The organism is Streptomyces sp. 35G-GA-8 (genome assembly GCF_023534745.1).
Taxonomy (GTDB): domain Bacteria; phylum Actinomycetota; class Actinomycetes; order Streptomycetales; family Streptomycetaceae; genus Streptomyces.
The window spans coordinates 264,551-277,216 of record NZ_JAMHJQ010000003.1 but is presented as its reverse complement, the minus strand read 5'-3'; the positions used below and the strand labels follow the sequence as shown (position 1 = coordinate 277,216).

Below are 12,666 nucleotides of genomic sequence, written 5' to 3'. Positions count from 1 at the left end.
TCTCCCAGATTGCTCATACCGTCCGCGGATGACTCATCAATTCGGCGGTGATGCCCGGAACACCTCCGCCGCGGCCTTCGCGCACAAAACTCTGACATCGCCCCGATGACTCAGGCCGGCGCACCCAGCAGATGCAGGCAGTGTCCGTCGTACACCCACTGCTCCCACTCCTGCGGCGTCCAGCCGCGTTCGGACACCAGGAGATGGAACAGCTCGGGACCGAGCAGCACATACGAGATGTCCACGGCCCGGTCCACACCGAGTCCCTCGCGCAGCGCCTGCTTGCTCTCCAGCGACTCGACGAAACGCCGCTGGACGACCAGTCGCTGACGCTTGTTCGCCTCCCACAGCTCGGCTCCGTCCCCGCTGGTCGCCGCCGCGTTGCGCAGCACTTCGAGCAGCGGGCCGACCCGCTCGAAGACAAGGCGCGTCAGATGCACCTGAAGCCGCAGCTGCCGACGCGGGTCCTCCGTCTCCAGCGCCTCGACCACCTGGGGCCGCTCCAGCGTCGGTACGGGATCCTCGTCACCGGCGATGTGGACGTCGATGAGTTCCTTGAGGATCCGCTGCTTGCTCCCGAACGAGAAGTAGATCGTCTGGACGGCGACGCCCGCCTCACGGGCGATGGACTCGATGGTCGTCGCGCCGTAACCGTGCTCGATGAACAGTGCCATCGCGGCCGCCAGCATGCGGTTGCGGGTCTGCTGCGCCTTCAGCCGACGGCCGGGGGTTTCCTTCACCATTCTCGATCACTTCCTACTCACTGCTGCGGCATGTCAGGCGCCGCTGGGCGGACCGTCGAAAGGACCCGTCGTACCCGGGCACCCGTCCACTCCAGCGAGCCAGGCAATTATGACTGCCGCCCCGGGCCGCCGGCCGCCGGGTGGGCCGGTGACCGGCGTGCGGCTATCAGCGATCGGACCACTCTGTCCGGGCGGACGACCGACGCCGACCCGGCCAGCAGATGCTGTGCGTCGAGCATGACGCGGTGCGCGGGTACCGACACATGACTGGCCAGCATGACCTGCCGTACGTAGCGGTTCACGACATCTGTGCCGATGCCCTTGGCCCCGGCCGTCTCGGGATACATGAAGTCACTGCTCGTCGACATCCGCCACGGTGTGTCGATCACCCGCGACGCCGCCCGGTAGAACCGGCGTGCCATGGCCGGTGTGGCCGCGCCGTGCCGGTCCAGGCACCGGCCGAGTTCCACCGCCTCCAGCGTGGCGACGGTCATGCCCTGTCCGTACAGCGGGTTGAAGCTGCAGATCGCGTCGCCGAGCGCCACGAAGCCCTCGGGGACCTTCCGCAGACGCTCGAACCAGCGGCGCCGCGCCGCCGGGTACAGGAAGCGTTCCGCGTTGTCGTCGCTGACCGGTTTGGTCCTGGCGAGCAGATCGGACACATGCGGACTGGGCAGGGCGTCCGCGAACGCGGCGAAGCCCTCGGGGTCCACCGGCGCGTGGGCCCGGTGCCAGCCGCCAAGGGTGACCATCCACCGGTCGCCCTCCACGGCGAACACCGCGGCGGCCCGCTTGTCGTGCGGCGGCACCGCGGACATCAGGTAGAGGAGGGCGTCGTCGTGCAGTTCGCCACCCGCGCGGTGCATCACACGGGTGGTGTATCCGACATCGATCTTGACGGTGGTGGTCTTCGGCACCGGGCATTCGAGCCGTTCCAGCCACCGGTCGGTCCGGCCTGCACTGCGGCCGGTGGCGTCGACGACGAGGGAGGCACCGAGCCTGCGGCCGTCGTCCAGCTCGACACCCAGCACCCGGCCGGGCACACCGAACAGCCCACTGACGGCGGTCCGGTCGAGGATCTCGACATTGGGCAGTGCGGTGACACGTCGCCGGATCGTGTGTTCCAGGTAGGCACGGGTGAGGCTGATGCCCAGCCGGCCGCTCGTGAACCGGGTCCGCAGCGCCCCCATCTGATGGAACAACAGGTCCCGACCGGGATCGAAGGGCACCGCGCCCCCTGTGATCAGCTCGTCGGTGAGACCGGGGAACAGCTCCTCCAGTTTCTGCCGCCCGCTGATGAGCAGGGCATGAGCGTGCGGGCTCTGGGGCACTCCCCTGCGGTTGTCCGCGCCCTCGGGGAGGGTGTCCCGGTCGAGCACGGTCACCGACTCGAATCTGCGGGCGAGAGTGCGGGCCGCGACCAGTCCCCCGATCGAGCCTCCGACAATCACCGCGTGTCCGCCGACCACACCCACGTGCCCTCCTCAAAAGACAGCGACTTCGGTGCGGACCGCACCGTTGTGCCATTGTTGAGGCGGCAGGTCAAATGTGTCTTCTCCAGGATTGCTCAACCCGGTGGAATACTCGGCGGAATACGCTCTTCAGGACGCGAAGAGCTCCGGAAGCGCGGCACCGAAAGTGGCCCGCTCGGCGTCGAAGACACGCGTTTGCGACGGACATTTCAGAACGAGATCCATGGTGATCACAGAGCCCGGCGCGATATAAAAGGGGCCGACGCTCTCGACCACGACGGGGCGCTTGCCGCCACCCGACCTCCGCGATACCGCCTGAAGGTACCAGGTCCCCTCGGGAACGTATTCAATGTTCCAGTCCCCACTGTGCTCGGTACGACAACAGCGCGCAGGGCGGTCGTGACGCGCCAGCGGGGGAATCGCCGCCACGAAAACGGGCTCGTCGTCGAGCCCATCACTTCTGTGGACCCTCCCCCGGAACGCCCCGTAGGCGAAGGGCGCGTCATCCTTCTTCCCCGCGGTGAAATCGATGGCGGTCTGCCCCAGCTGCGCGAGCCGACGGAATCGGCCGGGCGGGACACCGACACTCCTGGTGAAGCGTGTCGTGAAACTCCCCAGGCTGGAGTACCCCACCTGCACCGAGATATCGGCCACCCGGTCCGAGGTGTAGAGGAGCTTTCGTTTCGCGACCTCCTGTCTCACCGCGGAGAGGAAACGAGTCGGCGGAAGACCGGTCTCCTGCCGGAAGATGCGCGACATATGGAAACAACTCAACCGTGCCATGTCCGCGAGGACGCAGAGGGAAAGATCCTCGTCGTACCGGTCGCGTATGGCTTCGACAACACCCTCGATCTCAGGCCGCATCAGGACTCCCCCGTGAGGTGAACGGCGCGCCACGAGTCCAGTCCGCAGATTGAGCAACCAGGACACTTGACTCTTCAACGTAGTGTGCATCTAGAGTACCACATGAGATAGGCACTCTAGAGAGGGACTTGGCATGACGGTTGTCCGGATCACGCGCTTCAAGACCGACCCCGCCAACGACCAGGCGATGATCGACAAGCGGGCCACGCTGATCGCCGCCGTCCGCGAGTCCTTCCCCGGGCTCACCGAGGCGCGTCTCGGTCGGCTTGAGGACGGAACGTGGGTGGATCACTGGTACTGGGAGTCCGCCGCGGCCATGCAGAAGGCCCTCGCCGCCGCCCCGACGATCCCGGAGGCCGGCCCCGCGTTCGCGCTCACGACCGACTCCACCGCGGAGACGGCCGAGATAGTGGCCGTGGTGTAGCGGCAAAGACGCACCCCGCGCTTCAGGGCCTCTGCCCGTGTCGCGGCGATTCGGATCCGGGTCGCCGTAACACGCGCAGAGGCCCTTTTCCGTTCTCCGCACGGAAATCCGCCCACTCACCCGCCGCATTCTCGGAGGCGGTCACTCCGTTCGGAGGTGCCCTCCAAATAAGCGGAGGTATACCATCCAATTTTGCGGACACTTTTACCCGAACCGCAAAAACGAAGAAGACAGCGGCCTGTTCCGTCTGCAACCCTCTGCTGAAGACATCCGCCATCATTGACCTCGGGCCGCACCGGACACCGAGCCCTCGCCACGACACACCCTCTGAAACACCTGCGATTCACCACACATCGAATCGCGCACCCAACGCGCAACACATCGCGTCACACGGATTTCTGCAGGCGAAGTATTCCAACGGGGGAGTACGATGGAACACGCAATTCAGTGTGCAGTGCAAACGATACGCGAAAGGTATTCCGAACCGCTCACACTCGACGAATTGGCCCATACCGCGATGGTGAGCAAGTTTCACTTCCTACGCACATTCCGGCGTATCACAGGTGTCACGCCGGGACGATTCCTGAGTGCCGTAAGACTTCATGAGGCAAAGATTCTCCTGGTCTCGACCTCGCTGAACGTGAGCGACATAGGGGCGCAGGTCGGGTACAGCAGCACGGGCAGCTTCACGCGTCGCTTCAGCGAATCCGTGGGGTTCTCGCCGACGCAGTACCGGCACAATGCCCTGGGGAATGCCCAACCGTCGCAGCGTAAAATCTCACTCGCGCCGACCGAGCCGCGGCCGGACAGCGGCGGATCGATCTCGGGTGTCGTGAGAAGCCCGTACAGAACCGACTCCGGAATCTACATCGGAGTGTTCGAGAGCCCCATTCTGGAACGGTCGCCGGCCGCGCGGGCGACGATCGCCCACTCGGGCCAGTTCCGTATCAACGGCGTGCCGCACGGAAGCTGGTATGTGCACGCGGCGGCGCAGGGGCCGCTGCCGGGCAACGCGTCGACGGCACATCCCCTGCTCGTCGGTACGGCGGGCCCGGTCACCATCGGTCCGGGGACGGACGCGGCGGCACAGATGACGCTGCGCCCGCTCGGCTGGGCGAACCCGCCGATTCTTCTGGCGCTGCCGGTCGAGTGGTCGGTTCACGCGTCCTGATGACGGGGGACTGGCCGGCGGGCCCGCCCGCGCCAGTCCCCCGCCCTGGTGATCAGAAGCTGTGGGGTCCGAAGCGGCCCCAGACGACGAACACGGCCAGGGCCAGCAGGACAACGTTGACGACGATGGCCGAGCTCTCCTTACGCCTGGCGTGGACGACGGCGGCGCCGACCATCGTGACGGCCAGCCCCGTCGCGGCGAGCGGAACGAGCACCACGGCGATGTCGAGTACGGCGGGCAGCACGAGCCCGATGGCGGCGAGCACTTCCACCGCTCCGATCGTCTTCAGCGCACCGGGCGAGAAGTCCTCGGCCCATGCCATGTTGCCGGACGCCAGTTCGGACTTGGGCTTGGAGACCTTCATCAGGCCGACGGCGGCGAACAAGAAGGCCAGAACTCCCGCGACGATCCACAGGGCAACATTCATGACAGTGGGTTCCTCTTCTTTCCATGTCTTGATCACGGGTTACGAGTCCCGGCGTCGACAACGCGTGGGGGGACAAGGAGGGTTGATCGCCAGACTAACGGCGATGCGGCCCCGTGGTCCCGTGTTTCTCCCGATTCACTTGACTGGCAAGGGAGTTGGCGGGAACCCGGGCGCCACCACCAACGACTCGCCGGCCGTCACACCGCGCCGTCGATGTGAGCGCGGACGAACTCGTGGGCGCGGTCGCCGATCCTGCGCCCCATGTCCCAGGACGCCTCGATCGCCGGCATGAAGTGGACGCCGCCCCAGAACCTGCTGAGTCCGCAGTCGCGCGTCCAGTCGGTCCAGGAGTCCCAGCTCAACACTGTTTCCCCGTGCGGTGTGACATCCGGTTCCACCAGGGACGAGCCCTTGGCGCGCGGAATGCGGATGCTGACCTCGTCGGTGCCGAGGAAGCTCCGTACGGCCTGCGCCTCAGCCGCGCACAGGGCGGTCGAGCCGGAGGGATACTCGGGGTGGTCCGGAACGTTCAGATAGCCGCGCCACTGGTCGGCCGGAATCCTGACGGTCCCCCTGCCCGGCCCGCCCCACGCCGTCACCGGCCGGTCTCCGTACACATGGCGGATCGCGGTGGCCGGGCGAACCGCGTCGTAGACGTTCTTGTTGTACCAGGCCGCGATGCTGGCATCGAAGGTGGCGGTGTCGGCGACCGCGTGGAGGTGGACCCATCCGTCCAGGTCGAGACCGGCGTTCTCCGACGCGGAGCCGACGGCGGCGCCGAGGCTCGTGAACTTGTCGTCGAACATCTCGCACTTCATCTTCTGCTCGTCCGTCAGGCTCGCCGACATGGCGAGTATGTCGTCGACCTGGCGCTTGTACTCCCTTCGGTTGTGATGGTCGCTCGCCGTGGGCTTCGCGACGCGGAACTCGCCGGGCGCGGCATACGAGTAGGGACGGACCCGTCCCAGTTGTGGCGTCACGAACTGCTGGACGTGGAAGATCCCGTTGCCCTTGGTCACGACGGCCGGCTGCCAGCGCGACGGATCGCGCAGTTCGTAGGCGGTGTTCACCGGCCGGTATCCCGTGTAGTCCGCGAACGGCCGCCGGTTGTACTCCCGCCCACCGTGATCGCCCAGCTGATTCATTCCGTCGTGCGTCCGACTCGCGATCACGCCCCGTGCCGCGAGATTTCCTGTTCCCACGGGTGTGTCGGTGTTCTCCTGGGCGTCGTCGGGGTCCAGTCCGACCGATGTCATGGCATCGCGCCAGATGGTCGAGTACTGCGGCAGCAGAGCCTGGTACATGCCGTAGGTGGCGTACATGAGCGCGACGTTCTTGAACTTGTTGGTCGCCCTCTCGCTCGCCGGCCGGCGGCCGAGGTTCGAGTGGATGCCGATCGCGCTCGGATGGTACGGGGCGATGGCGTCGAACCAGGCGTGCGCCACCAGGTTCGAGAAGCGGATGATGAGCGAGGCGTCGTTCGGCTCGATCGCGGCCCGCACCGGCCCTCCGGAGACGGGGCCGAAGACCTCCAGAGGGGCGTTGCCCCTGTCGAAGTCGAAGTGGTGGCGGACGTCTCCGGGCGCGGCCGCGGCCGGCGACGCCGCGAGGCCCAAGCCGTCGGTCGCGAGAATCCCGGCGCCTCCGGCAATTCCGAGCAGCACCGAACGTCTCGGTGCGCCCTGTCTGAGCGAATCTGTGCGGTGATTCATGTCAACTCCCCCTGGGCTTTGCAATGACAGCCATTGCGTCAGGACGATGACTCTCACAGGCGGGCCAAGGACCGTCGCCTCCTGAATTGCTCAACAAGAGGCCGTGCGCATGATTGCCGAATCTCTAAGAGCGCCTCGGAATCGCGTCGCCCCGGATTGCGGAATGGCCGGAGATGCCTCGGGAACCGGCCCCTCCGCCGGGCCGGCCCATCCCTCCGGCGGCACCCGCGCCCGCCCGCGCCGGGTGCGGGGCGGGCGACGACTTGTTGAGAAGAGGGAGACACTAGAGCTCTCATATAGTAATCTCGGCGTCCACCGGGAGGAAGCCCGTGCCCACCGCGGAACGTCGCAGCTCAAGGGGGCGGACAGCGCCCGGTCGGCCAGTCCGCGTGTCCCACCCCGCCTCGCACCGCTCCCGCACGGTCAGGCATCAGGAAGCGCTCCGTCAGTGCGGGACGGCGGTCGCACCACGCCGACGAGATGGACGTAGACCACTGACGAGTTGACCCCGTCCAGCGCCAGTGCCTCGTTCGCGGTGTCGTCGTAGAACCCGCCGAGCCCCACCGAGGACTTGCCCAGCCACGTCGCGACGAGCGCGAGATTCTGCGCGAGGTGGCCGCTCTCCTGAAGGACGAGACGATAGGAGCGCAGGCCGTAGTGAAGTCGCTGGAAAGTCAGGTCGGCCACGGTGAAGACCCACAGCGGGCAGTCGTCGACGTGCAGATTCCCGCCCGCCTTGGGCGGGAAGACCACGCGGGGATCGGTGGCGGGCGCCATCCGCATCAGATCGGCGCTGATGTCCCTGTCACCCAGCTGTTCGAGCGCGTGTCCCTCCGGGTCGTAGAGATAGGTGCCCCGTGCGAGTCCGTCGACGGCGTGGCAGTACAGCAGGATGCGCAGGGGGTAGCGGGTGCCGCCGCTCGGGTACGGCCTGACCGGGTAGGAGCTGTCCGCCCCTGGCATGGTCTTCCGCGCCGTGACACCCGCCGAGTAGTAGAGCAGCGCGCCGAGTTGGCCAAGGGTGACGGGGCCTCCGTACGAGCCGTACGCGCTGCGGCGGGCGAGCAGCACCTCCTCGAACCCCGGGACGTCAGGACCGGGCGCCGGCGGTCGTCCGAGTTCGACGCGCGCGAGCACGGGCGGGAGCTCCTGGCGCCCCTCGGCCGTCGCACCGGCCATGTCGGGGCGCTGGTCCATGAGGCGGGCGTCGAAGTACTTGCTGTGCTCGTGCATGAGGCGGTCGACGGACGTCTGGGAGTCGGCGAAGAAGGGCTCGCGCGGTCCCGGCGAGACGAGGTCCATGGACACCAGCCAGGCCACGTACGCCTCGTCATGCGCACCGAGGCCCAACTGACCGAGGAGCAGCCGTGCGAACGCCCGGAGAACGTCCCCGGGGGTCCCGTCGAGCCGCCCCGCTTCCCGCAGCCGTGTCAGCGACGTCCACATGGCACACTGCCGCCGGTACCAGTCCCCGGTCGTGGTCGTGGGCCGGGCGGTCTCCGCGCGGGTGGCGGCGTGCCGGTGCCGCCACTCGGCCTCGTTGCGGAAGTGGTCCTCCTCGGCGCGGGTCCGCGCGTCGGCGACGTCCGCCGTGCCGGCCAGCGAGGACGCGTGGCCGCGCAGCCACTGAACGGCCTTGCGCGGATCGGGCCCGGCGGCCAGAGCGGAGGCCAGCAGCAGAGCGGCGGCCGCGCGCAGGCGCTTCTCGCGCGACGGCGTCGCCCGGATCGTCTCGACGGCGGTGCGCGCGGCGTCGCCGAAGTGCTCCGCGCACACCGCGACTCCGTCGACGCCGCCGAACAGGGCCGCGTCGGGCACGTAGGGATGCTCGGTCATCTCCGGGGCCGGACCGGACGCGTTCGGTCCGGCGGAGCGGATCGCCTCGACGAGCCCGGCCATGGTCCGCTCGTCCGCGCTCAGGACATGCACGCGCAGCTGCTCCCCGTGCCCGCCCGCGCGCTCGGGGAACCAGCTCGCCACGGCACGGTCGGCCGTGCGCCCGGCCGCCCAGGGCGCGACGACGGTGAGCAGCAGCCGCTCCGCGGACGCCTCGTCGTCGAGGGATATGCGCAGGGAACGCCAGGAGGGTGCCTTACCGTCCGCTCCGTCCATGCCTGCCATTGTCGTCATTCCGTCATCCGTCCTCGGTCCGCAGATTTGTGCAGAATTAATCGGCCGCGATTAATCGGCCGCGCGCAGGAATTGATGACGATAGCCGCGTCGATGTCTCGTCCACAAGCCCTCCGGATCACCGGAAAGAATAGCAATCTGGGATATTCTCGCGAGGGTTACGTCATGCGAAACTGCTCGTCAAAACACCTGGGGGCGGCCTTTTCCCGAGAAAGTCGAACGCGGCAGCACGCGAACGCGGAAAAACTCGGCGAACGCACTGGATCGGTATCCGGGCCCCCTTGGCCGCTCTTACGCGCTCTCGTGCCCGGTGGCGACGACCGGGGCAGAAAACAGCCTTCCCGGCCCTCCATGGGAGCCGGGGACAACAGCTCGGGAGGGACTCGGACATGAAGTCGATCAAGGTACTCATCGCCGGCGGGGGGATCGGCGGACTCGCGCTCGCTGTCGCCCTGCGCGAGCGCGGAATCTCCGCGGAGGTGTTCGAGCGCGCGAAGGGGTTCGGCAACACGGGATCGGGGATCGAGCTCACGCCCAACGGGGTCAAGTCGGTGGACCGCATCAGCCCCCGGCTCGGCGAGGCCGTGCGGAGCGCGGGATGGTCCAGTGACCGGCATGCCTCCGACATGCCGATCATGTCCTGGGACGGCAAGCTCCTGAAGAGCCGTGAGGTCGGCAACTTCCCGGCGAAATGGGGCGCCCCGATGATCGGCATCCTCCGGGCCGACCTGCACCGGATCCTGGCCGAGGCGGTGCACCGGCCGGGGCCGGCGCCGGTGACGGTCCATCACCAGGCCACCGTGGTGGCGGCGTCCAGCGCCGGTGACACCGCCACGGTGCGGCTGACCGACGGCCGCACCGTCACCGGCGATCTGGTCGTCGGGGCCGACGGGGTGCGCTCCACACTGCGGTCGCTGGTCACCGGTGAGGTGCCGCCGCGCTATCTCGGGTTCACCTCCGTCCGCGGCATCTCCAAGAGGCCGGCCCAGCACGGCGACGGCTTCGTGTTCGTCGGACCCGGCGGCCACTTCTTCGCCGAGGCGTTCGACGACACACGCCTCTTCTGGACGGCCACCGTCAATGCCCCCGAGCACAGCTGGCCGGCCAAGCCTGTCGAGCGGGCCAAGGCCGATCTGCTGGAGCTGTGGGGCGAGTGGTCCGCTCCCCTGCCGGAAACGGTCGCTTCCTGCGCGCTGGAGGACATGGTCGTCACCGATGTCCATGACTGCCCGCCCCTGAAGCGCTGGCACAGCGGCAGGCTCGCACTGCTCGGCGACGCCGCGCACCCGATCGGGCCCGTCCTGGGCCAGGGCGCCAACATGGCGCTGGAGGACGTCGCCAGCCTGGCCTGCCTGCTGTCCGAGCATGAGGTGCCCACCGCCCTGCGCCACTACGCGCGTGTCCGCTCGCGGCGCGCCAACAAGATCGTCCAGCACTCGCGGCTGATCGCGCGGCTGGGTCACACCACCAACCCCCTCGTGGGCCGGCTCCGCGACGCGCTGATCAAGTCCATGAAGCGTCGCGAGGAGACCTACCGGGACAAGGAACTGTTCAGTTACAGCCCCTGACGGTCCCCGACGACCGCAGCGCTGCGCCCACCGCCGGCTCCACCACCACAGAGGAAGACGATGACCAATCTCGCCGACTACGTATTCCACAACGTCCCCGCCCAGTTGAGCCCGCTTGAGGAGTTCCTCGACCCCTTCACCCGCGCCGAGCTCGGCGAGATAGCACCGGGCGCGGGCGGCCACTACCTCGATCTCGGAGCCGGCGGCGGCTCGGTGACGAGAATGCTGTCCGAGCTGGCCGGTGAGACCGGTCGGGTCGAGGCCATCGACCAGGACACCCACATGGTCCCGCAGGGGCCGAACATCGGGATTCACACCCAGGACCTGAGCAGCGGTGAACCGCTAGCCGCGGAGGGCCCGTTCGACCTCATCCACGGCCGGCTGCTGACCCACCACCTGGAGAACCGGGTGGAGTTCGTCCACCGTCTGGCCGGCTCGCTGAAGCCGGGGGGCTGGCTGCTGCTGGGCGAGTTCGTCCGCTCGACCCCACGGGTGGTGTCCGCACCGAGCGAGGAGCACGCCGCGGTCTTCAAGCGGGTCCTGGACGGACTGTACGACGTGATGACGGCCCGTCACACACACGGCGGCTGGGGCCACGAGGTCCACCGGACCATGCTCGACGCCGGTCTCTCCTCCGTACGCACCCGCTGGCACTTCGAGAGCTGGACGGGCGGCGACTACGGCTGCCGGCTGTACGAGAACAACGTCAGCCAGAAGCGCGACGCCATGATCGAGGCCGGTTTCGACGCCTCCGACATCGACCTCTTCCTCAAGGATCTGATGCACAACAAGGCCATGGTCGTGCGGAGCCACGAGTTCGTCTCCATCCGCGGCCGGCGGGTCTGAGGGAGGTCCTGTCATGGGCAGCAGCAGCCGGCACATCGCCTTCTTCAACGTCCCCGCGCCCGGGCATCTCGCGCCCACTCTCGCGGTCGTCGAGGAGCTGGTACGCCGAGGACACCGGGTGAGCTATCCGGCCACCGCCGCGTTCGCGAAGGAGGTCGCCTCCACCGGGGCGAGCGTCATCCCGTACGAGTCCACCATCGACGTACAGCGGGACTTTCCTCCCGGCACGGACAACTGGCTGGCCAAAGTACTGCTGAGCGGGGTGCGCGAGGGCATCGCCACCACATCGCTGTTCGACGCCCACTTCGCGGACGACCGCCCGGACGCCGTCGTCTATGACGGTTACGTGCGGTGGATCGGCGAGCTGCTCGGGGAGAAGTGGGGTGTCCCGGCGGTACGGCTCTTCCCGGTCGGGTGTGTCAGTCAGCACGTCACACCGGCCGCCATCGGTGACGCCGCGTACGCCGAACTGCGCGGCGAGATGCGGCGGTACGCGGAGATGAACGGCGTCGACCCGGAAGTGGCCTTCCATCGGCTGACGGGCGATCCCGAGGCGCTGAAGATCGTCTTCTATCCGAGCAGGTTCGGCTATATCGACGCGGAGACCGACGACAAGTTCGTCTTCGTCGGCCCCTGTCTGCGCGCGGCGGACCCGGCGGAGACCTGGCGGCCTCCGGCGAGCGGGAAGCCGGTCGCCCTGGTCTCGCTCGGCACCAGTTTCAACCAGCAGCCCGAGCTGTTCCGGATGTGTGTCGAGGCCTTCGAGGGGCTGCCGTGGCATGTGGTGATCGCGGTGGGGCCGGGAGTCGACCCGGCCGACATCGGGCCGCTGCCCGCCGACGTCGAGACGCACACCTGGGTACCGTTCGGGTCCGTGCTGGAGCACGCCCGGCTCACCGTCTGCTCCGGCGGAACCGGGACGGTGATGCACGCGCTGCACGCCGGCACCCCGCTGGTCGTGATGCCGCAACTGGCCGCGGCGGACGGTCTGGCACGCCAGCTCGCGGATTTCGGGGTCGCACGTGTGATCGGCCGGGACGAGACGTCCGCGAGCGCGATTCGCGCCGCTGTGCTGGACATCGAGGCCGACGAGACCGCCTGGGCCGCGACACGGGACCTGCGGGAGCACATCCGTGAGTCCGGCGGGGCGGTGCGCGCGGCGGACGAGATCCTGGCCCATGTCGACCGCGGGACCGCCGTGCGTCCCTAGGGGGTGTCCGGTCCGGGGTGTCCGGTCCGGTGTGTCCGGTCCGGGCGCGCCCCGGGACCGACGAGGATTCCTGAGGTCGGCGGAACCGGCTTCAGGGGT

Annotated in this window: 11 protein-coding genes; 5 read left to right on the top strand and 6 right to left on the bottom strand. The window is 68.2% G+C overall.

The genetic code is table 11. The features are described 5' to 3' along the window. Window positions 1–110 precede the first annotated feature (110 nt). From M1203_RS07675 to M1203_RS07665, 3 genes are all read right to left on the bottom strand, one after another. A complete protein-coding gene (locus tag M1203_RS07675) occupies window positions 111–743 on the bottom strand; it encodes a TetR/AcrR family transcriptional regulator (RefSeq protein WP_249948764.1) in 633 nt (210 codons plus the stop codon). A gap of 107 nt (window positions 744–850) precedes the next feature. Then, window positions 851–2,218, bottom strand: coding sequence for an NAD(P)/FAD-dependent oxidoreductase (locus tag M1203_RS07670; RefSeq protein WP_249948763.1), 1,368 nt, complete (start codon window positions 2,216–2,218; stop codon window positions 851–853). Between the two features lie 126 nt (window positions 2,219–2,344). Further along, window positions 2,345–3,079, bottom strand: coding sequence for a helix-turn-helix domain-containing protein (locus tag M1203_RS07665; protein ID WP_249948762.1), 735 nt, complete (start codon window positions 3,077–3,079; stop codon window positions 2,345–2,347). A gap of 133 nt (window positions 3,080–3,212) precedes the next feature. On the opposite strand from M1203_RS07665, the gene M1203_RS07660 reads away from it, so the two are divergent. Both M1203_RS07660 and M1203_RS07655 read left to right on the top strand, forming a co-directional pair. Further along, window positions 3,213–3,503 carry an antibiotic biosynthesis monooxygenase gene (locus tag M1203_RS07660; RefSeq protein ID WP_249948761.1) on the top strand — a complete coding sequence of 97 codons (291 nt, stop codon included), beginning with the start codon at window positions 3,213–3,215 and terminating at the stop codon, window positions 3,501–3,503. 430 nt (window positions 3,504–3,933) lie between these two features. Further along, window positions 3,934–4,674, top strand: coding sequence for an AraC family transcriptional regulator (locus M1203_RS07655; RefSeq protein WP_249948760.1), 741 nt, complete (start codon window positions 3,934–3,936; stop codon window positions 4,672–4,674). A gap of 52 nt (window positions 4,675–4,726) precedes the next feature. Here the strand turns inward: M1203_RS07655 and M1203_RS07650 are convergent, their stop codons facing one another. The 3 genes from M1203_RS07650 to M1203_RS07640 all read right to left on the bottom strand — a co-directional run bounded on the left by M1203_RS07650 (window position 4,727) and on the right by M1203_RS07640 (window position 8,925). After that, a complete protein-coding gene (locus M1203_RS07650) occupies window positions 4,727–5,101 on the bottom strand; it encodes a DoxX family protein (RefSeq protein ID WP_249948759.1) in 375 nt (124 codons plus the stop codon). 197 nt (window positions 5,102–5,298) lie between these two features. After that, window positions 5,299–6,813, bottom strand: a complete 1,515-nt coding sequence (locus tag M1203_RS07645) for a vanadium-dependent haloperoxidase (protein ID WP_249948758.1) — start codon at window positions 6,811–6,813, stop codon at window positions 5,299–5,301. A 423-nt stretch (window positions 6,814–7,236) separates the two neighbouring features. Further along, a complete protein-coding gene (locus M1203_RS07640; protein WP_249948757.1) occupies window positions 7,237–8,925 on the bottom strand; it encodes a SagB family peptide dehydrogenase in 1,689 nt (562 codons plus the stop codon). Window positions 8,926–9,332: 407 nt separating this feature from the next. Between M1203_RS07640 and M1203_RS07635 the strand changes: the two genes are divergently transcribed. Genes M1203_RS07635 through M1203_RS07625 form a run of 3 tightly spaced genes read left to right on the top strand, consistent with a single transcriptional unit; the run spans window position 9,333 to window position 12,567 of the window. Next, window positions 9,333–10,511: an NAD(P)/FAD-dependent oxidoreductase gene (locus M1203_RS07635; protein ID WP_249948756.1), complete on the top strand. Its 1,179-nt coding sequence runs from the start codon at window positions 9,333–9,335 to the stop codon at window positions 10,509–10,511. Window positions 10,512–10,571: 60 nt separating this feature from the next. Continuing rightward, window positions 10,572–11,357 (top strand): class I SAM-dependent methyltransferase, encoded by a 786-nt coding sequence (locus M1203_RS07630; RefSeq protein ID WP_249948755.1) that lies wholly within the window; start codon window positions 10,572–10,574, stop codon window positions 11,355–11,357. Between the two features lie 13 nt (window positions 11,358–11,370). Next, window positions 11,371–12,567: a macrolide family glycosyltransferase gene (locus tag M1203_RS07625; protein ID WP_249948754.1), complete on the top strand. Its 1,197-nt coding sequence runs from the start codon at window positions 11,371–11,373 to the stop codon at window positions 12,565–12,567. Window positions 12,568–12,666: the final 99 nt, after the last annotated feature.

Excerpts from the sequence above, each read along its gene's own strand:
- M1203_RS07625 (WP_249948754.1), top strand. The coding sequence starts at position 11,371 with ATGGGCAGCAGCAGCCGGCACATCGCCTTCTTCAACGTCCCCGCGCCC.
- M1203_RS07665 (WP_249948762.1), bottom strand. The coding sequence starts at position 3,079 with ATGCGGCCTGAGATCGAGGGTGTTGTCGAAGCCATACGCGACCGGTAC.
- M1203_RS07630 (WP_249948755.1), top strand. The coding sequence starts at position 10,572 with ATGACCAATCTCGCCGACTACGTATTCCACAACGTCCCCGCCCAGTTG.
- M1203_RS07635 (WP_249948756.1), top strand. The coding sequence starts at position 9,333 with ATGAAGTCGATCAAGGTACTCATCGCCGGCGGGGGGATCGGCGGACTC.
- M1203_RS07650 (WP_249948759.1), bottom strand. The coding sequence starts at position 5,101 with ATGAATGTTGCCCTGTGGATCGTCGCGGGAGTTCTGGCCTTCTTGTTC.
- M1203_RS07655 (WP_249948760.1), top strand. The coding sequence starts at position 3,934 with ATGGAACACGCAATTCAGTGTGCAGTGCAAACGATACGCGAAAGGTAT.
- M1203_RS07675 (WP_249948764.1), bottom strand. The coding sequence starts at position 743 with ATGGTGAAGGAAACCCCCGGCCGTCGGCTGAAGGCGCAGCAGACCCGC.
- M1203_RS07640 (WP_249948757.1), bottom strand. The coding sequence starts at position 8,925 with ATGGACGGAGCGGACGGTAAGGCACCCTCCTGGCGTTCCCTGCGCATA.
- M1203_RS07660 (WP_249948761.1), top strand. The coding sequence starts at position 3,213 with ATGACGGTTGTCCGGATCACGCGCTTCAAGACCGACCCCGCCAACGAC.
- M1203_RS07645 (WP_249948758.1), bottom strand. The coding sequence starts at position 6,813 with ATGAATCACCGCACAGATTCGCTCAGACAGGGCGCACCGAGACGTTCG.